General features: G+C 69.3%; 16 protein-coding genes. 11 read left to right on the top strand and 5 right to left on the bottom strand.

The features are described 5' to 3' along the window. The first annotated feature begins 40 nt into the window (after positions 1 to 40). From nrdR to ACSG06_RS14115, 3 genes are read left to right on the top strand one after another with little or no spacing between them, the layout of a single operon-like run. A complete protein-coding gene (nrdR, locus tag ACSG06_RS14105; RefSeq protein WP_440990922.1) occupies positions 41 to 535 on the top strand; it encodes a transcriptional regulator NrdR in 495 nt (164 codons plus the stop codon). Then, positions 532 to 3,000 (top strand): ribonucleoside-diphosphate reductase subunit alpha, encoded by a 2,469-nt coding sequence (locus ACSG06_RS14110; RefSeq protein ID WP_440990923.1) that lies wholly within the window; start codon positions 532 to 534, stop codon positions 2,998 to 3,000. Before nrdR ends, ACSG06_RS14110 begins: the two co-directional genes overlap by 4 nt. A 4-nt stretch (positions 3,001 to 3,004) precedes the next feature. Further along, positions 3,005 to 3,997: a ribonucleotide-diphosphate reductase subunit beta gene (locus ACSG06_RS14115; RefSeq protein WP_440990924.1), complete on the top strand. Its 993-nt coding sequence runs from the start codon at positions 3,005 to 3,007 to the stop codon at positions 3,995 to 3,997. Positions 3,998 to 4,007: 10 nt separating this feature from the next. Here the strand turns inward: ACSG06_RS14115 and ACSG06_RS14120 are convergent, their stop codons facing one another. Together ACSG06_RS14120 and ACSG06_RS14125 are read right to left on the bottom strand one after the other, a co-directional pair. After that, the gene (locus ACSG06_RS14120) at positions 4,008 to 4,610 is read right to left on the bottom strand and encodes a hypothetical protein (protein ID WP_440990925.1); all 603 of its coding nucleotides are present in this window, start codon (positions 4,608 to 4,610) and stop codon (positions 4,008 to 4,010) included. Further along, positions 4,603 to 5,727 carry a DUF3179 domain-containing protein gene (locus ACSG06_RS14125; protein ID WP_440990926.1) on the bottom strand — a complete coding sequence of 375 codons (1,125 nt, stop codon included), beginning with the start codon at positions 5,725 to 5,727 and terminating at the stop codon, positions 4,603 to 4,605. The genes ACSG06_RS14120 and ACSG06_RS14125 overlap by 8 nt, the downstream gene beginning before the upstream one ends. A 588-nt stretch (positions 5,728 to 6,315) precedes the next feature. Between ACSG06_RS14125 and ACSG06_RS14130 the strand changes: the two genes are divergently transcribed. The 3 genes from ACSG06_RS14130 to ACSG06_RS14140 are packed head-to-tail and all read left to right on the top strand — an operon-like array spanning position 6,316 to position 9,591. Next, entirely contained in the window at positions 6,316 to 7,233 is a 918-nt protein-coding gene (locus tag ACSG06_RS14130; protein WP_440990927.1) for a SagB family peptide dehydrogenase, read from the top strand. Beyond that, on the top strand, positions 7,230 to 8,306 hold the full coding sequence (locus tag ACSG06_RS14135) for a TOMM precursor leader peptide-binding protein (protein ID WP_440990928.1): 1,077 nt from the start codon (positions 7,230 to 7,232) through the stop codon (positions 8,304 to 8,306). Before ACSG06_RS14130 ends, ACSG06_RS14135 begins: the two co-directional genes overlap by 4 nt. Before the next feature lies 1 nt (position 8,307). Beyond that, positions 8,308 to 9,591, top strand: coding sequence for a YcaO-like family protein (locus ACSG06_RS14140; RefSeq protein ID WP_440990929.1), 1,284 nt, complete (start codon positions 8,308 to 8,310; stop codon positions 9,589 to 9,591). Here the strand turns inward: ACSG06_RS14140 and ACSG06_RS14145 are convergent. Further along, positions 9,563 to 10,177, bottom strand: coding sequence for a CPBP family intramembrane glutamic endopeptidase (locus tag ACSG06_RS14145; protein ID WP_440990930.1), 615 nt, complete (start codon positions 10,175 to 10,177; stop codon positions 9,563 to 9,565). The genes ACSG06_RS14140 and ACSG06_RS14145 overlap by 29 nt on opposite strands. Before the next feature lie 125 nt (positions 10,178 to 10,302). Here ACSG06_RS14145 and ACSG06_RS14150 point away from each other — a divergent pair, with 125 nt between their 5' ends. The 3 genes from ACSG06_RS14150 to ACSG06_RS14160 all read left to right on the top strand — a co-directional run bounded on the left by ACSG06_RS14150 (position 10,303) and on the right by ACSG06_RS14160 (position 13,473). Continuing rightward, positions 10,303 to 11,595, top strand: coding sequence for an acyl-CoA thioesterase/bile acid-CoA:amino acid N-acyltransferase family protein (locus ACSG06_RS14150; RefSeq protein ID WP_440990931.1), 1,293 nt, complete (start codon positions 10,303 to 10,305; stop codon positions 11,593 to 11,595). 80 nt (positions 11,596 to 11,675) lie between these two features. Continuing rightward, complete coding sequence (locus ACSG06_RS14155) at positions 11,676 to 12,584, top strand: ABC transporter permease (RefSeq protein WP_440990932.1); 909 nt, start codon at positions 11,676 to 11,678, stop codon at positions 12,582 to 12,584. Next, entirely contained in the window at positions 12,577 to 13,473 is an 897-nt protein-coding gene (locus ACSG06_RS14160) for an ABC transporter ATP-binding protein (protein ID WP_440990933.1), read from the top strand. Before ACSG06_RS14155 ends, ACSG06_RS14160 begins: the two co-directional genes overlap by 8 nt. A gap of 48 nt (positions 13,474 to 13,521) precedes the next feature. Here ACSG06_RS14160 and ACSG06_RS14165 read toward each other — a convergent pair whose 3' ends face one another. Further along, the gene (locus tag ACSG06_RS14165) at positions 13,522 to 14,490 is read right to left on the bottom strand and encodes a phosphoadenosine phosphosulfate reductase family protein (protein WP_440990934.1); all 969 of its coding nucleotides are present in this window, start codon (positions 14,488 to 14,490) and stop codon (positions 13,522 to 13,524) included. A 517-nt stretch (positions 14,491 to 15,007) separates the two neighbouring features. On the opposite strand from ACSG06_RS14165, the gene ACSG06_RS14170 reads away from it, so the two are divergent. Continuing rightward, entirely contained in the window at positions 15,008 to 16,813 is a 1,806-nt protein-coding gene (locus ACSG06_RS14170; protein WP_440990935.1) for a S9 family peptidase, read from the top strand. A 30-nt stretch (positions 16,814 to 16,843) separates the two neighbouring features. Here ACSG06_RS14170 and ACSG06_RS14175 read toward each other — a convergent pair whose 3' ends face one another. Then, positions 16,844 to 17,236 (bottom strand): hypothetical protein, encoded by a 393-nt coding sequence (locus ACSG06_RS14175; protein WP_440990936.1) that lies wholly within the window; start codon positions 17,234 to 17,236, stop codon positions 16,844 to 16,846. 108 nt (positions 17,237 to 17,344) lie between these two features. Here ACSG06_RS14175 and ACSG06_RS14180 point away from each other — a divergent pair, with 108 nt between their 5' ends. Further along, positions 17,345 to 17,872 (top strand): hypothetical protein, encoded by a 528-nt coding sequence (locus ACSG06_RS14180; protein WP_440990937.1) that lies wholly within the window; start codon positions 17,345 to 17,347, stop codon positions 17,870 to 17,872. The last annotated feature ends 59 nt before the right edge of the window (positions 17,873 to 17,931 follow it).

Genomic DNA, 17,931 nt, shown 5'->3' on the forward strand with positions numbered 1-17,931 from the left:
CCCCCAGATGTGGGGTCCCGAGCGACGCGTAGTGACAACCATGGACTGCCCAGACTGCGGAGACGAGCCGACGCGCGTGGTCGACACCGGCACGAGTGCCGACGGCACCGCCGTCCGTCGCCGCCGGGAGTGTACCGCGTGCTCGTTCCGCTTCACGACCTACGAACGGCCCGAGTGGGACTCGCTCCGCGTCGAGAAGCGCGACGGCCGCGTCGAGCCGTTCGACCGCGAGAAGCTCCGGGCAGGCGTCGAGCGTGCCATCGAGAAGCGTCCCGTCGACGCAGACGACGTGGCGACGCTGGTCGACGACGTGGAGGCGACCCTGCTGGACGACGACGGCCGGGTCGTCACCGCCGAGCGGGTCGGCGCGCTGGTCTCCGACCGACTGCGGTCGCTCGACCGGATCGCCTACGTTCGGTTCGTCTCGGTGTATCGGGCGTTCTCCGACCCGGCGGCGTTCCGACGGGCGCTCGACGCGGTGGACGAGCGCGACGAGGGTGGGCAGTCACGCGAGCAGACGGAGTTCGAACAATGAGTCAGCAATCCAGACGGACGACGACGGTCCGGTCCATCCTCGACCGGGCCCGAGACGATGCACAGCTACCGACCGACGAGACCGTCGAGACGCTCGTCGACGAGATCGAGCGCAACCTGTACGACGGGGCCGACCGCGAGGAGGTGTACGAGGCGACCATACAGTCGCTGACGGCACGCATCGAGCGCGAACCGGCGCTCAAACGGATCGCCGCGGACGTGTTCCGGCAGCGGTACTACCGGACGCTCGTCGGGTCGGACGAGACCGGCGAGGACCTCGACCGGGCCTACCGACGGACCTTCGTGGAGAACGTCCAGCGGGGCGTCGAACTCGACCTGCTCGACGAGCGGCTCGTCCAGCGGTTCGACCTCGACGCGCTGGCGGACGAACTGGTCATCGAGCGCGACGAGCTGTTCGAGTACATGGCGATGGAGACGCTCGCGCAGCGCTACTTCCTCAGGACCGAGGAGGGCGGGGAGCACCTCGAACTCCCGCAGGCGTTCTGGATGCGCGTCGCGATGGGGCTGGCCGTCGAGGAGGACGCCCCGCAGTCCCGCGCCGTCGAGTTCTACGACGTGCTCTCGAAGCTCGAGTTCACGCCCTCCTCTCCGACCCTGTTCCACAGCGGGACGACCCACCCGCAGCTCTCCTCGTGCTACCTGACGACCGTGCAGGACGACCTCGAGCACATCTTCGACTCCTACAAGCACCACGCCCAGCTCTCGAAGTGGAGCGGCGGCCTCGGCAACGACTGGACGAACCTCCGGTCGGCTGGCGCGCTCATCGAGAGTACGGGCGTCGAATCCACCGGCACCGTCCCCTTCCTGAAGATCTCGAACGACGTGACGGTGGCCATCAACCGCTCCGGGAAGCGCCGCGGCGCGGCGTGTGCCTACCTCGAGTGCTGGCACCTCGACTTCCCGGCGTTCTGTGACCTCCGGCGGAACACGGGCGACGAGCGCCGCCGCACCCACGACATGAACACCGCGGCGTGGATTCCGGACCTGTTCATGGAGCGCGTCGAGGCGGACGGGCAGTGGACGCTGTTCAGCCCCGACGAGGTCCCGGAACTGCACGGGCTGTACGGCGAGGCCTTCGCCGAGCAGTACCGCGAGTACGAGGCCGCCGCCGACGCGGGCGAGCTCCGGCAGTTCGAGCGCGTCGACGCCACGGAGCTGTGGCGGACGATGCTCACCCGGCTGTTCGAGACCGGTCACCCGTGGCTGACGTTCAAGGACCCGTGCAACGTCCGGTCGCCGCAGGCCCACGTCGGCACCGTCCATTCCTCGAACCTCTGCACCGAGATCACCCTGAACACGAGCGAGGACGAGCACGCCGTCTGCAACCTCGGCTCGGTGAACCTCGCGACGCACGTCGAGGACGGCGAGCTGAACCGGGACCGACTCGCCGACACCATCGAGACGGCCATGCGGATGCTCGACGACGTCGTCGATCTGTGCTTCTACCCGACCGACGAGGCCGAGCACTCGAACATGCAGCACCGCCCGGTCGGCCTCGGAGTGATGGGCTTTCACGACGCGCTCATGCAACTGGCGGTTCCGATGGGCGGCGAGAAGGCGGTGGAGCTGGCGAACCGCTGGCAGGAGTTCGTCTCGTACCACGCCATCCTGAACAGCTCCCGGCTGGCGAGAGAGCGCGGCGCGTACCCGAGCTACGAGGGGTCGAAGTGGGACCGCGGGCTGCTGCCCCAGGACACCGTCGACCTGCTCGAAGACGAGCGCGGCCGCGAGATACCGACCGACCGCGAGGAGACGCTGGACTGGGCGGTCGTCCGCGAGCACGTCGCCGAACACGGGATGCGCAACTCGAACACGATGGCCATCGCGCCGACAGCGACGATCTCGACGATCAACGGGACGACGGCCTCCATCGAGCCCATCTACTCGAACCTCTACGTCAAGTCCAACATGTCCGGCGACTTCACCGTCCTCAACGACCGGCTCGTCGCCGACCTGAAGGACCTCGGGCTCTGGGACGACGAGCTGGTCGATCGCATCAAGTTCCACGACGGCTCCATCCAGGAGATACCGGAGATCCCCGCCGAGACCCGCGAGCTGTACCGCGGCGCGTTCGAGATCGACCCCCGTCACCAGCTCCGGCTCACCGCCCATCGCCAGACGTGGATCGACCAGTCCATCTCCCACAACGTGTTCTTCCCCTCGACCGACGGCTCGTTGCTGGGGGAGGTCTACCGGACGGCCTGGGAGCTCGGCCTGAAGACGACGTACTACCTGCGCACCCTCGGCGCCTCCCAGATAGAGAAGTCGACGCTCGACATGAGCGAGTACGGCCGCACGCAGCACCGGGACGGCGGCCCGGGCGACCGCGGCCCCGGGGACGACACCGCCGCCGACGGCGGCCGCGACGTGGCCGACGACACCGCCCGGGACGACGACGGCGAACTATGTCGCGTCGAGGACCCGACCTGCGACGCCTGCCAGTGATACAATGCCACTCATCGACACCGACGCCGAACACGACCCGAACAAGATACTGCCGATCGACTACGACTGGGCACGCGAGTACTACACCGCGGGCGTCGCCAACAACTGGGTGCCGAACGAGATTCCGATGCAGGAGGACGTCTCCCAGTGGAACGGCGACGCGCTCACCGACGCCGAGCGACAGCTCGTCGAGTGGAACCTCGGCTTCTTCTCGACGGCCGAGTCCCTGACCGCGAACAACATCGTGCTCGCGCTGTACGAGTACGTCACCGCGCCGGAGTGCCGCCAGTACCTGCTCCGACAGGCGTACGAGGAGGCCATCCACACGGACACGTTCATCTACTGCTGTGACACGCTCGGCTTCGACCCGGACTACCTCTACGGGATGTACGACCGGGTGCCCTCGATCCGCGAGAAGGACGAGTTCGTCGTCGACCTCACGCAGGTGCTCGACGAGCCCGGCTTCACCATCGAGGACGAGGCCGACGTGCGTGCGCTGCTCCGCGACCTCGTCGGCTTCTACGTCGTCATGGAGGGCATCTTCTTCTACGCCGGCTTCGCCATGATGCTCGGGCTGAGACGGCAGGGGAAGATGGTCGGTATCGGCCAGCAGTTCGAGTACATCATGCGCGACGAGTCGCTGCACGTCGGCTTCGGCGTCGACCTGATCCAGCAGATTCGAACGGAGCACCCGGGCGTCTGGACGGACGAGTTCGCCGACGAGGTGGTCGACCTGATCACCACGGCCGTCGAGCTGGAGCAGATCTACGCCCGCGAGGCCTGCCCCGACGAGATACTGGGCATGGGGCCCGCGCAGTTCGCCGAGTACGTCGAACACGTCGCGGACCGCCGGCTCGGCCAGCTCGATCTCCCCGAGCAGTACGGCACCGAGAACCCGTTCCCGTGGCTGTCGGAGCAGGTGGACCTCAACAGGGAGAAGAACTTCTTCGAGACGCAGGTGACGGAGTACCAGAGCGGCGGCAGCCTCGACTGGTAGGGGCGGACGCTCAGGTCCCTACCCCGTCGCCCCCGCCGGTGGCCGGCTCAAGCCCGCCGCCGGTGTACAGTAGACTCGCGACCAGCAGCAGGACCCCCAGTGGGAGGAGCCACTCGAACACGGTCAGCAGCGTGCCGGAGGCGGAGACACCGACTGCGAGCAGCACGGTCGGGCCGCAGCAGGCCGACCCGGAGAGCAACGCTGGAACGGCAGCGAGGACGCCGCTGCCGCCCCCACGGGACCGTTCAACCCCGCAGGCCTGCGGGTGACGCCACGCGAGGTAGGTGACGCCGACGTTCGCGCCGACGAGGAGTGCGAGCACCGAACCGACCGCGACGTTGAGTGGGGACACCAGCCAGCGGGCGACGCCGAGGTCGACCAGCGCGACGGGCTCCCAGGCGAACGGGCCGGTCCGTTCGAGCATCCGCGAGAGCGGGTCGGCAACGACGGTGACGACCTCGACCGGCAGTCCCGACCGGACCGTCAGGTCGCCGACCGCGACGAGGTAGACCACGAGGTAGGCGACCGCGAGGAGGGAGGCGACGGCGAGCGCGTCGCGGCGGCGGACGAGCAGGGCCAGCGAGCGTCCGGTCCGCCGGAGACGGTCAGGCATGGACCTCCGTGGAGGGGTAGAACGCGAACCACGCGAACCACATCGCGTCGAACGACGGCACCGGGTCGAGAGGGAGCTCGTCGGCCGCGACCGTCTCGCCGTCGAACCGGTAGCCGCCGTCGACGGGGGTCGGTGCGGGTGCGTCGGCCGATGGGAGTCGGTAGCCGTGGCCCGTGTCGAGCGTCGCGTCGTGGACGAAGACGACCGGAACGTCGCCCGCCGTACCGGTGACGACGCGGTCCGCTCGGAGGCGTCGTTCGTGGACCGCGACGGCCCCGGACGACGTTCGGGCCCCGTGGAAGACGTCCTTCGCGGGGTGCCGGTCGTCCTCGATCTGGGGGTCGAACAGGGTGCTCTCCCGGGCGTAGTACCCACCGCGTGGATTGTAGGAGCCGTACGGGTCTCGTTCGTAGTCACGGACGTAGCCTGTGTCGCGCGTGAGCACCCGGCCGTCGGGGTGGGCGTCGCGGAAGCGCTCCCACGTCGTCCACCGAACGGGGACGTGCTGGAGGCTACGGCCCTCGTGTTCGCCCTGGATGGCGGTCCCGAGCACCTGGGGCCACCTGCTGTCGGTCCCGCGGTCGTACATCACGAGGTTCGAGTTGAGCAGGTCGCCCGAGACGCCGAACTCGACGCCGCCGCGGCGGTAGCCGATGGCGGTCCCGGTCAGTGGGCAGTACGTGACCGCGACGGGCTCGCCGCCGACGGTGTCGTTGACGATCTCGTGCCAGACGAGGATGGACTGCGGGTAGGCGCGGGCGTCGTCGTCCACGACGACGGCGAAGACGGGGTCGCCGTCTGCGATGCGGTCGCCCACGTCGTCGACGGGTTCGAACGAGGGGTCGTCGATGGAGGGGATGCCGTCCTTGGGCGGGCCGCCGGAGCGCACCCAGTCCCGCAGCTGGGCGAACGACTCCTCGACGACGAGGGACTCGCTCGCGAGCGGGAGCGGGCCGGCGGTGTCGGCGGCCTGGGGACCGGTCGTCGCCGACGACCGGCCGGCCGGCGAGCCGGCACCGTCCCCGCCACCCGACCGGGCGTCGAGACAGCCCGCCAGTGCGGCGAGGCCCGCGCCGGTGCCGGCGAGCACGCTCCGTCGCGTGCGGTTCGGTACCATATACGGTGCTGGTCTCGGGTCGGATTAACCGTACCCTGGCCGTGCGTCGCCGTCGCACGAGCGTCGTCACGGCATCTCCCCCGGTCCCACGGTGGACACGAACTGTCTAGAGCCGGGGTTGAAATGTATATGGTTATTACCATTTAAATCACTGGGTGGAATCGAGGCACAACAGCGACCTGGAGTGCGAATCCGAACTTGAATTCGGGACTTTATTAAATAGTATTTCGGTTCAACGTCTTTAACTAGAATTCTCTAGCCACAATATTTAACTGAAACCCTGTGAGTCTGTGGAGTCGAGGTATGAAGCTGGAGATAACCAACGACTCCACGACCGAACGAACAGTGCCCGTCGACGGCGGCTCCTCGTGCAGCACCTGTACGTGCAGCACGTGCTGCTGCCACCACAACGGGTAACGACGCAGTGCCCCGGCCGCCGCCGACGCGGTGGGGGCGGGGGACTGCACGGACGAACCGGCCGACGACCACGGACGCCACCGCCCGCTCGCGGTCGATAGCGGCGATGGCGGCTTCCTTCACCGCCGACTGACCCGACCACCGGCGCGACCATCGACCCGACGACAGGCAATGAACGTGAACCTGAACCGGCTACGACAGCTGCGAAGCCAGGAGTTCGACCCGACGAGCACACGGCTCGGCGAGTCGTACTTCACCGAGTACACCCACAAGGAGTTCGACGAGGGCTCCGTCGCCGAGCGCTTCCACGAGAACACGAAGCTCACCACCGTCTCGGAGTTCTCGCTGGGGCCGGCCGCCGGGCTGTTCACGGCGGACCCGTCGCTCTCGTACGCACAGGCCCGGCTCCAGCCGGACCACGGGGACGCCGAGCTCGTCGAGCTCCCCCCGACGGAGGGGCTGGACGACCGGTTCGACACCGTCGTGGTCACACGGCGGAGTCGGCGGGAGATGGCGGGCGAGGGCGTCACGGTCCAGGAGCTCTCGACGCTGCTCCAGCACGCCTGCGGGGTCACCGGCAAGCAGGTGCTCGCTGAGACGGACGACGCTGACGACGTGGAGAAGCAGTTCCGGTCCTACGCCTCCGCGGGCGGGCTCTACCCGGTCGAGGTGTACTTCGCCGTCGTCAACGAGAGCGCCGACCTCGCGAAGGGGCTCTACTACTACGTCCCCGAGGAGCACGCGGTGCGGGTGCTCGACCGGGAGCCGGACGTGGTCGACGCGGTCACGGACAGCATCTCGATACCCGAGGACGTCCACGACCCGACCGAGGCCGCCATCACCGTGTTCCTGACGGGCTCGCTCTGGCGGGCGATGGCGAAGTACGGGCCGCGTGGCTATCGGTTCGTTCTGCAGGAGTCCGGACATCTCGCACAGAACCTCCAGCTCGCCGCGGGGGCGATGGGACTGGCGTCGGTCCCGCTCGCGGCGTTCTACGACGACGTACTCAACGACTATCTCGGCGTCGACGGCGTGAACGAGGCGGCGGTGTACACGATCTCCGTCGGCCGGACAGGTGAGGACACATGACAGACGACAGCTCCGAACACGAGGCACTGGCCATCGAGTACCCGGCGTTCAACCCGACCGTCGTCCCCGCACAGGTCGACGAGAACACCATCCACGTCCGCGCCGGGCCGTGGAGCGGACCCATCATCACGGTCCGTGACACCGACGAGGACGCGGCCATCACACGGCTCGTCGACCGCATCGACGGCGAGACGCACGTCGAGGAGCTCATCGAGGTGTTCGACGAGGACGCCCGCGAGGAGGTGCTCGACGCACTCGCCCAGCTCGCGGCGAACGACGTGGTCCACGACGCGGGCGCGGTCGACGACGAGCTCCACCCGCACCTGGCGATGCGGCACCAGTTCCGCCAGCTGGAGCGCGACCGCGTCGACGCGAAGACGGTCGCCGTCGTCGGCGACGCCGGGATGGCCCGCCACGTCGTCGAGGACCTCCTGGAGCTCGGCGTCGGCGAGGTCGGCGTCGTCCCGGTCGCGGACCCCGGAGACGCGTTCGCACGCGTCGCCGGCGAGGAGCGTTTCGAGTCGTTCCCCCGGGAGGACCTCCGCGAGGTGGTCACCGCGGCCGATCTCGTCGTCTACACCGGGGAGCGCCCCCGGCCGATGCTCCTCTCCGACCTGAACGGCATCGCACACGAGACGGACACGCCGTGGGTGCTCGGCCAGGTGCTCGGCTTCGACGGCATCGTCGGTCCGGCCGTCTTCCCCGGGGAGACGGCCTGCTACGAGTGCTTCGAGCGCCGGACGCTGGCGAACGTCTCCAACCGCGAGGGGTACGTCGGCTACCGCGACGCGATGGCGGCCGACGACCACCTCGCCACGCAGTCGCTCCCGATGTTCCGGCGCGCGGTGGCGGGCTACCTCGCGCTCGACGTGCTCCACCTGCTCGCGTTCGGCGTCGGCTTCACCGCCGGGTCGGTCGTCACGATGAACTCGCTCGACTGCAGCGTCGCGAACGAGGACGTGCTCAAGCTGCCGCGCTGTCCGACCTGCGGCGTCGATTCGGGCCACGGGAACGCCCAGTTCGTCGGGCTGGAGGACGTGGTCCACGCCGACCGCATCGGGGGAGGTGACTGACGTGGAGGTCCAGGTCCACGACACGCCCATCGATGCGAGCGCGGGCCGACTGCTGGGCCGACGGACCGGACTCGTCCGCTCGCTGCACCTCATGCTGCAGTCGCGCGACGAGCCACAGGCGATGCTCTGTACGCCCGACACCTGCGACGTGGGCTACCTCGCGGACGCCGACGGGCAGCTCGACCTCTCGCTCGGCGGGAAGGCCGAGACGCTCGACGGCTCGTTCATGAGCGCGCTCGGCGAGACCGTCGAACGGTACTGCCTCTGCTTCCCGCCAGCGCTTGACGACCTCACGGTCGCCTCGTACGACGAGCTGGCGGAAGAGCGCGCGGTCGTCGACTACGACCATCTCGACATCTGGGGCGAGGCGGTGTACGAACAGCGGCTCGCGCCCCTCTCGCGCGAGGTGGAGCTGCCGTGGACGACCGGCACGAACCTGCTGACCGGCGAGCCGGTGGCGGTCCCGGCGGACCTCGTCTGGGCGGACGTCGGCTCGCTCGGCGAGACGCCGACCCGGGTGCTTGGCACCTCGAACGGTTGTGCGGCCGGCCCCGACCGCGCGTCGGCGCTGCTCGGCTCGCTGTACGAGCTGGTCGAGCGCGACGCGTTCATGCGGTCGTGGGGGCGCCAGGAGCCGCCGACGCGGTACGACGCCGACAGCATCCCGGCGGTCAGCGAGTTCGTCGCGGAGCGGCTCCCGCGCACCCTGTCGGCGCACGTGTTCGCGTACGACTCGCCGGTCGACCTGCCGACGGTCGGGGCGGCCATCGTCAACGACCGCGACGAGCGCCCGAAGTTCCTGCTGGGCGGGGCGACGGACGTGGACCCCGTCGCGGCGATCTGTGACTCGCTCGTCGAATGCATCCAGAGCTGGCCGTACGCCGCCGAGCTCGCCATCGAGTACGACGTCGACGACCTCGACCCGGCCGACCCCGAGGACAACTTCGACGCGAACGTGCTCCACTACACGTTCCCCGAGCAGTTCGACGAGCTGTCGATGCTGTTCGAGCGCGAGCCACGGACCGCGGACGCGGAGACGTTCCCGGACCGGGCCGACTGGTCGACCCAGCGCGCACTCGAGCACTGTCTCGACGCGCTCGCCGCCGCCGGCTGTACGCCCATCGCGTTCGACCTGACGACGCGTGACGTCGCGGCCGCCGGGCTCTCGGTCACCCGCGTCGTCGTCCCGGAGCTCGTGCCGCTGACGCTGCCGTTCGCACTCCCCGAGAACCACCCGGCGTTCGACGGGGACGAACTCACCGAGAAGCCGCATCCGTTCCCGTGAGCGAGATGACCCACACCGCAACGAGGTTGTACCCGACGTGAGCCAGCACCGGCACGACGACCGACCCCGTGGCGAGGAACGCGAGGGCGTATACGACGCCGTTCCAGCTCTTGAACGCGACCTCGTGGCGACCGTTGGCGACGTGGGCCAGCCCGAACGCGACCGCCGAGACGGCGACGAACGCGGGTGCGCCGAGGCTGTCGACGAGCGGTGCGAGCCCCGTGCGGAACACCAGCTCCTCGGGCACGACCGAGAGCAGCATCGGGACGGTCCAGACGAACTCGCCGGTCCCGCGCTCGATGCGGGCACCGGTCCACCGCTTCCAGAGGGTGGTGTCGACGCCGTACAGCGCCGCACCCGCGGGCAGCGCGACGAGCCAGCGCGGGTCGAACGCCAGCGTCGGCGAGACGGGACCGACGCCGACGAGGACGGCCGCGAACAGGGCCGAGAAGCCGGCGTAGAGCCAGCGGTCGTGCTCGCGCCGGTGGTCGTAGCCGACCCGGCTCCCGCCGGCGACGACGACGAGGAACGAGAGCGGCACGACGATCACGTAGGAGAGGGCGGCGACGACCCAGACGGTGCTCATCGCGGGCCACCACCTCGGTGTGTGGGTCCGTCGTCGACGGGCCGTCCCCTTCGCATCGTTCCGGACGTAACCCACCGAGCCGGTATTACTGTGTTGGAAGCCGGCGCCGCTGGAGGTGTCCCCGCGTGACCGACCCGTCGGTCACCGTCACCCCCGAGCGTCCGCGGTTCACGGAGCGCGTCGAGATCCGACTCGACGGGCTGCCCCCTGGCGAGCAGGTCCGGGTCGCGGCGCGGATGCCCGACCGGAACGGGGTGCTCGCCGCCGAGGCGACGTTCGAGGCCGACGCCGCAGGCGTGGTCGACCTCGCCGAGCAGGCGCCGGTCGACGGCCCGTACGACGGCGTCGACCCGATGGGGCTGTTCTGGGCGATGGAGTTCGACGAACGCCGCCAGCTCGTCGCCGACGAGGACGACATCACCTCGACGGTGGTCGAGCTGTCTGCGACCGTCGACGGCCGCGAGGTCGCGGCGACGACGTTCGAGCGCGTGCTCGCCGGCGACGGCGTCGACATCCGGCACGTGGACGACCGCGGCATCGTCGGCCGGTTCTACGAGCCCGCCGGCGACGGCCCGCATCCGGGCGTGCTGCTGCTCGCCGGCGGCGGCGGCGACCCACCGTGGCGCGTCGCGACGGTGCTCGCCGGCGAGGGCTACGCCGTGCTCGCGCTGGCGTACTGCGGCGTCGAGGTCGACGGTCGGCCGAACGCGCTGGAGGAGATCCGCATGGAGTACTTCGAGGGCGCGCTCGACTGGCTGTCCAACCAGGACGCGGTCCGGCCGCCGCCGTTCGGCTGCGTCGGCTGGTCCCGCGGCGCCAACGCCGGGCTGCTGCTCGCCGCGCAGAACCCGGAGGTCGGTGCGGTCGTCGCCTACGCGCCGAGCAGCGTCGTCTTCCAGGGCATCCCCGACGGCTGGGGGAGCGTCGGCTCGCCGTGGGCCAGCGGTGGGACGCCGGTGCCGTACGTCCCGTACACGTTCGGCAAGGCGTTCGTCCCCGGCGCCCTCGGGCGCTACGTCAGCCGGAGCGAGCTGCAGCTGGCGCCCATCTACGAGCGCAGCCTCGAGCAGGCCGACGACGAGCGGGTCGAACGGGCCCGCATCCCCGTCGAGCGCATCGCCGGCCCGGTGCTCGTCATCTCGGGGACCGACGACCGGCTCTGGCCGTCGGCCCGGTTCGGCCGCGAGCTCGACGCCCGGCTCGACGCCCACGACTTCGAGTACGCCCACGAGCACCGGTGCTACGAGGGCGCCGGCCACGTCGTCACCATCCCGAACGACGTGACGATCCACGACGTGGGCGACATCGTCCCCGGCCTGCCGCTCACCGGCGGCGGCACGCCGAAGGCCAACGCCGAGGCGGCGCGGTCCTCGTGGCCGCTCGCGCTCGGCTACCTCGAACGGGGGCTGGAGCGATGACCGACAGCGGACCGACGACCGACGACCCGCGCGAGGACTGGCGGCCCGCGTCTCGACCGACAACCGACTGACAACCGACCATGGCAACCGACCACTCAGAACGCACGGGTACGACGACGGAGACGGGAGACTGCGGCACGGCCGTCGTCCCGTGGTACAGGCAGACGAAGAGCTTCGCACGGCGGTCGCTCCGGGAGCTCGCCCGGAGCCGGGTGGCCCTGTTCTGGGCCATCCTCTGGCCGGTGTTCTGGTACTTCCTGACGATGGTGGTGTTCATCAGCGAGCCACGGGGCGTCCCGGCGGACCAGCTGGCGGCCGTGATGGCCGACATCCGGGCGACGAACGCCATCTCGTTCGGGCTGTTCGGCGCGTTCACCGTCACGCTCGTCGCGTTCGCGCAGAACTTCACGGACGACCTGGAGGCCAAGCGCTACCGGAAGCTGCGCTCGCTGCCCATCGCCCCCTCGGCGGACCTCACCGGGCGGTTCCTCGCCGGGTTCGTGCTCGCGCTGGCGTCGTTCTGGACCGTCGTCGGCGTCGGCTACCTCGACGGCGCGAGCTTCGCGCTCGCCGACGGATGGCTCTCCGTCGTGGTCGTGCTGGTGAGCCTGCTGCTGTTCTGCATCGTCGGGATGTCGACCGCGGTCGTGTTCTCGACGGTCGTGGAGAAAGGCGAGTACCTCACCATCGTCACGAACACGACGCTGCTCATCCTGTTCTTCTCGACGGGCTACAACGGCATCCAGGCCGCGATGTCGCCGATGCGCGAGTACGTCAACCTCGTGCCGAACTCGCTGGCCGCCCGGATGCAGATCTACCACCTGACCGATGTCCGCGGGCAGGCCGCCGAGCAGGCGGGGCTGGTCTCACCGGCGCTGCCCGGCGATCCCCGGTTCCTCGCGCTGCTGCTCGGGTTCGCGGTCGTGCTGTGGTGCGTCGCCGTCCTCACCATGCGCCGCTCGGTGTACGGGGGTGACGCCGGTGAGTAACGGCCCCGTCGTCGACGCCCGGAACGTCCGCAAGGAGTTCGACGGCGAGACCGTGCTGGACGGCGTCGACCTGCAGGTGCCCGAGAACGAGATCACCCTGCTGATGGGCCCCAACGGCGCGGGCAAGACCATCCTGCTGTCGTGTCTCTGTGGTGCGCTCAGCCCGACCGACGGCGACATCGAGGTGTTCGGCGGCGAGCCGAAGGCCGCACGCTCGCGGCTGAACTTCATGATACAGGGCGGGCTCGCGCTGCCGGACCTGACCGGCCGCGAGAACCTGGAGTTCTATGCGGACCTGCACCCGGGGTCGACCGACGACTGGCGCGACATCGTCGACTGGCTCGACCTCGATCGCGAGGCGCTCGACCAGCCCGTCCACGAGTACTCCGGCGGGATGACACGCAAGCTCGAGCTCGCGGTGACGCTCAGCGTCGACGTCCCGCTGTACCTGCTCGACGAGCCGACCGCCGAGCTCGACATGACGACCATCGACCGGTTCCACGCGCACCTGCGCGAGCTGGTCGACCGGGGGAAGACCGTCGTGCTCACCAGTCACGAGCCGATGGACGCCCACATCGCCAGCCACGTCGCGTTCGTCCAGCACGGCCGCTGCATCGCCGACGGCGACCCGGAGGCCCTGCTCGCGGAGGTGCCGCCCGTGCTCCGGGTGGACGGCCGCCGCCTCGTCGGCGACGTCGCCGAGTTCGCCCGCGACGGCCGGCTGTTCGAGGACGGCCAGGAGCGCCGCGGCTTCCTCGCGGAGGGCGCGAGCGCGGAGCTCGCCCGGCGCACCGTCGACGACCCGGCCGCCCGCGAGACGGTGTCGACGGCGGAGCCGACGTACGCGGACATGTTCAACTACTACACCCGCATCTGCTCGTGGGAGTGATAGCGAGAAGTGGGTCGGTTCTAGAGGTGGCTCGTCGGTCGAGCGGCGCTACATGTAGCCGAGGTCGCGCAGGCGCTCCATCAGGTCCTCCTTGTCCTGGGCGCGGCCGGCGCGCTCGGTCGTGTTCTCGAGGTCCTGCAGCCAGGCGGGCTCCTGTTCGGCCTTCTCCGTGGAGACCTCCGACCCCAGCGAGCGGAAGCCCTCGAAGTACTTCGGCGAGACCGGGATGTCCTCGTGGGTCAGCCCGTTCGGCAGGTCGTCGTAGTCCTGCGGGACGTAGCCCTCGTCGGGGTAGTCCTCGACGGTCTCGGGCACGACGAAGTGCCAGAACGCCTCCCAGACGTCGGCCTCGGCGAACTGGAGGATGGGCTGGATGCGGTCGTGGGGCGGGTAGATGTCGGGGTCGTGGCGCGGGCTGAAGAACGTCTCGTCGGCGCGGGCCTCCTGCTCGTCCCACCGGATGCCCGAGATGATGCCGTCGATGTCCTCCGATTCGAGCGTGTCGTTCAGCGCCACCGTCTTCAGCAGGTGGTTGCCGACGTAGGTGTCCAGCAGGAACGGGAACGTGTCCTCCTCGTACTCGAGGATGTTCCGGATGTGGTGCTGGTTGTGCTCCGACAGCGCGTCGACCGGGATGTCGTCGCCCGGTTCGAGGCCGTGCTCGTCGACGTAGTCGCCGACGTCGGTGTTCCGGGCGTAGACGACCTCGAGGTCCCACTCGTCGGCCCAGTGCTCGACGAACTCCATCAGCTCGTCGAAGTGCTGGAAGTGGTCGATGAACACCGTCGTGGGCAGCTCGTAGTCGAACCGCTCCGCGACCTCCTTCACGAAGTAGAGGGTGAGCGTCGAGTCCTTCCCACCGGTCCACATCACGGCCGGGTTCTCGTACTGCTCGAGGCCCTTCTGGGTCACTTCGAGCGCCTTCTCGATCTTGTGCTCGATGGACGGGTAGGTTGCCGGTGTCTCGCCTTCGCCGTCCGTGTAGTCGACGTCGAGGTACTCCGGGAACTCGCTCATGTAATTAGATGTAATTACAGACTCGCAAAAGTGTCTTTTGGGTTCGGCCGATTTTGATGGCGATCGGTTCTCGGGTTCCAACTGGTCGACTCCGGCTGTGGCGCTGGTTCTATCGTGGGAATCGCTGGAGACGAGAACAGCCAGAAAGCCCCGAGGTTCTCGGCTCCCGCGACTCGCTGCGCGCTTCACTCCGTTGCAGTGCTTGCTTCGTCGTGGTTCGCCGAGAACCTCGCCCCTTTCAGTCCCACCGTCGGAGCAAGCTCCGACGAGCCCCCGTTCGCTCACAGGCTCGCTCACGGGGACACCCACCGCGACGCACCGCACCTCACGCCTCCCCAACCTCTTGCGCTCCTCAGTCGCTAGCGCTCCCTCCGGTGCTCATCCCTCGCGCGGATGGCTCGACGTGCTCGCTGCGCTCGCACAGCCTCGCCAGCCGCGCGCCAGTCGGCTGGTCGGGAATCGTCGTCATCGTTCCGCCACCAGAACCCATTAGCCCCGTCGCCGCCACGTCCGTCGTATGCCATACGACATCGAGCGCTATCTCAACGTCCGGAGCGCCTACGGGGCGTCGTTCGGGCCCGAGGGCGAGCGCGTCTCCTTCCTCATGGACACGACGGGCACGCCGCAGGTCTGGTCGGTCGACGGGGCGGGCGAGTGGCCCCACCAGCGCACGTTCGAGGACGAGCGCGTCGGCTTCGCGTCGTGGTCGCCCGAGCGCGACGAGCTGGTCTACGGGATGGACCAGGGCGGCAACGAGCGCATGCAGTTCTTCCGGCTCAGCGGCGACGGCAGCGAGGAGCTTCCGCTGACCGCACACCCCGACGCGAAGCATCGCTGGGGCGGCTGGAGCCACGACGGCGAGCGGTTCGCGTTCGCGTCGAACCGCCGCGACGAGCGCGTGTTCGACATCTACGTGCAGGGGCGAGACGAGACGGGCAACGACGCGACGCTCGTCCACGAGGGCGACGGCTGGCTGAGCGTCGGCGGCTGGAGCCCCGACGACGACCGGCTCGTCGTCTCGCAGGCGTACTCGAACTACGACCAGGACCTCTACGTGCTGGACCTCGACAGCGGGGAACTCGATTATCTCACCCCCCACGAGGGGAACGTCCGATACACCAGCGCGTCGTGGGGGCCCGAGGGCGACGCGCTCTATCTCTGCACCGACGACGATTCGGACACGCTGTACCTCGCCCGCCTCGACCTCGACACCGGCGAGCTGGAGACGGTCGTCGACGGCGGCGACTGGAGCATCGACGGCGTCGCTCTCGACGAGGAGACGGGCCGGCTGGTCTACTCGCGCAACGTCGACGGCTACACCGAGCTGACGGTCGGCGAGCTGGCTGGCCCCACCGGCATCGACGAGTTCCCGTCGCCCGACCTGCCCGGCGGTATCGCCGGCGGTGTCTCCTGGGGCCCCGACGCCGACCGGTTCGCCATCACCGCGACGGGCGCGGCGGTGAACACCAACGTCTACGTCGTCGAGACCGAGACCGGCGAGACCGAGCGCTGGACCTACGCCGCGACGGCCGGCATCCCCGAGTCGTCGTTCCGCGAGCCCGAGCTCGTCCACGTCGAGAGCTTCGACGGCCTCGAGGTGCCGGGCTTCCTCACGCTCCCCGACGGAGCCGCGGCCGATAACCCGGTCCCCGTCATCGTCTCCATCCACGGCGGCCCCGAGGCCCAGCGGCGCCCGTCGTTCAACCCCGTCAAGCAGTACTACCTGAACCGCGGCTACGGCTACTTCGAGCCGAACGTCCGCGGCTCTGCGGGCTACGGGAAGGCGTACAGCCACCTCGACGACGTGCGCAACCGCATGGACTCCGTCGCCGACATCGAGGCCTGCCTCGACTGGCTGGACACCCAGGACGCCGTGGACTCGGACCGCCTCGTCGCCATGGGCGGCTCCTACGGCGGGTTCATGGTGCTCGCGAGCCTCATCGAGTACCCCGAGCGATGGGCCGCCGGCGTCGACATCGTCGGCATCGCCAACTTCGTCACGTTCCTCGAGAACACCGGCGAGTGGCGGCGCACGCTCCGCGAGGCGGAGTACGGCTCGCTGGAGGACGACCGCGAGTTCCTGCAGTCCATCTCGCCGACGGAGAACGTCGACGCCATCCGGTCGCCGCTGTTCGTCATCCACGGCGAGAACGACCCGCGCGTGCCAGTGGGGGAGGCCCACCAGATCGTCGAGAGCGCCCGCGAGCAGGGCGTCACCGTCCGCGAGCTCGTCTTCGAGGACGAGGGCCACGGACTGACGAAGCTGGAGAACAAGGTCGAGGCCCACACCGCGGTCGCGGAGTTCCTCGACGAGCACGTCTGAGACGGCGGTGCGGGCCGGCCGACGCGGCGGTCAACCGACTATCACGCCGATGGTCGACGCGACGGAGACGAAGACGAGGAGCCCGCCGAGGACGTAGCACGCGAGGCCCAGCAGGTCGCCCCAGGTCCACAACCACACGATGGCGATCACAGAGAGGAGCAACTGCAGCGGGAGCGATGCGTCCTCCATGTTCTCGATCCCCTCGTAGTCGAGCGTGTTGCGGAGGCGTCCGAAGCCCAGTATTCCGAGACCGACGCCACCGATTGCGACAGAGAGCATGACCTCCCCGACGACTTGCGGGACAGGAAGTCCTGCCGCGCCAGCGACGAGGATGACGGCACAGAGGACGCTCGTCACCGTGAACGCCAGCACGCGCCGGACGTAGTCCATCGACCGAACCGGCGTTTCACCGATGTTTCCCATACTCCGGTTCGACCATCAATTTACATCAATGGTTCGGAATTAAAGCCGGAGGATGATGGACTCACCTCGGACGGGTCGTTATGCCGCTGGCCCGCGAACCGGACGAGCATGGACGGACTCCCTCGCCGTCGTCTGCTGGCCCGCCAGACGGGTCTCCTGACACTCGGCGCACTGGCGGGCTGTCTGGACGACGACGCCGGCCCTGAGGCGGGGACGGAGACGACGACAGACGACGCGGCCGCTCCCGACACCGCCACCGACGGCCTCGACCTCCGCGAGGCGAACGTCGTCGGCGTCTCGGTCGAGAGCGAGGACGGCACGTACCGGTTCGACGTGACGCTCCACCACGACGACGACGGCGAGGACGGCTACGCGAACTGGTGGCAGGTCGAACGGCTCGATGGAACCCGGCTGGGCCGCCGCGAGCTGCTGCACGCGCACTCACAGCAGCCGTTCACGCGGTCCGACTCGGTCGAGATTCCAGCGGGTGTGACCTGCGTCGCCGTCCGCGGCCACGACCAGACGCACGGCTACGGCGGGGTTGCGATGCTGGTGACCCTCGACTCGGGTGCGACGCGACGGATGGACCAGGGACCGGAACCGCGCACGTTCGACGCGACCGACTGTCCGGGGTAGTCCGGAACTCGCCGTCTCCGTCCCTGCGCACCCGATGCGCTCTTGTGTGACACGCACGA

It is taken from the genome of Haloarchaeobius baliensis, from assembly GCF_052060055.1.
GTDB classification, from domain to species: Archaea; Halobacteriota; Halobacteria; order Halobacteriales; family Natrialbaceae; genus Haloarchaeobius; species Haloarchaeobius baliensis.